We start from the raw sequence: 529 nt of genomic DNA on the forward strand, positions 1-529 counted from the left end.
ATAAATAACAGCACTCCTTCACCCCAAGATACGCTTTGCCGGCCATCCGTTTTGCGTCAAATACGGCTTAAAAAGTACATTTAAATCAAAAAAAGGTCTGTTGCCCCTGCCTTTGACACTATTGGTTTTTGCTCACTACAGTAACCAGCTAACAATCAACACCTTACAATTTACGCATGTTTTTATACGTAAAATTGCATACCAACTCACTTGCAAAATAAAGTCGAACATATAATTTGCTCCAATGTCTGACTTTTTAAAGCGATGAAACCACTATGATAATTACAATACAGCCTTGTTTAAGTTAAGTTTTACCAAACCTGATGATCACATACAACCTAAAGCTCAATATCCATGAAAACTTTTAAAGCAATATTACTGGCAACCATTACCTTTTGCTCGCTGGCGATGTACTCATGTAGTGACCCTTATGAGGAAATAACTCTGCAAGCGGAGGAACCGGTTACAGACCCTCCAGGTGGTAATGGAACTGGAACTGACGACCCATGAATATATATCTTGTCTTTGT

Annotated in this window: 1 protein-coding gene; it reads left to right on the forward strand. The window is 38.4% G+C overall.

What is annotated here, in order from left to right; translation table 11 throughout:
• The first annotated feature begins 354 nt into the window (after positions 1 to 354).
• Positions 355 to 510, forward strand: coding sequence for a hypothetical protein (locus E1163_RS01565; RefSeq protein WP_155168770.1), 156 nt, complete (start codon positions 355 to 357; stop codon positions 508 to 510).
• Positions 511 to 529 lie beyond the last annotated feature (19 nt).

The organism is Fulvivirga kasyanovii (assembly GCF_009711405.1).
GTDB classification, from domain to species: Bacteria; Bacteroidota; Bacteroidia; order Cytophagales; family Cyclobacteriaceae; genus Fulvivirga; species Fulvivirga kasyanovii.

Excerpts from the sequence above, each read along its gene's own strand:
- E1163_RS01565 (WP_155168770.1), top strand. The coding sequence starts at position 355 with ATGAAAACTTTTAAAGCAATATTACTGGCAACCATTACCTTTTGCTCG.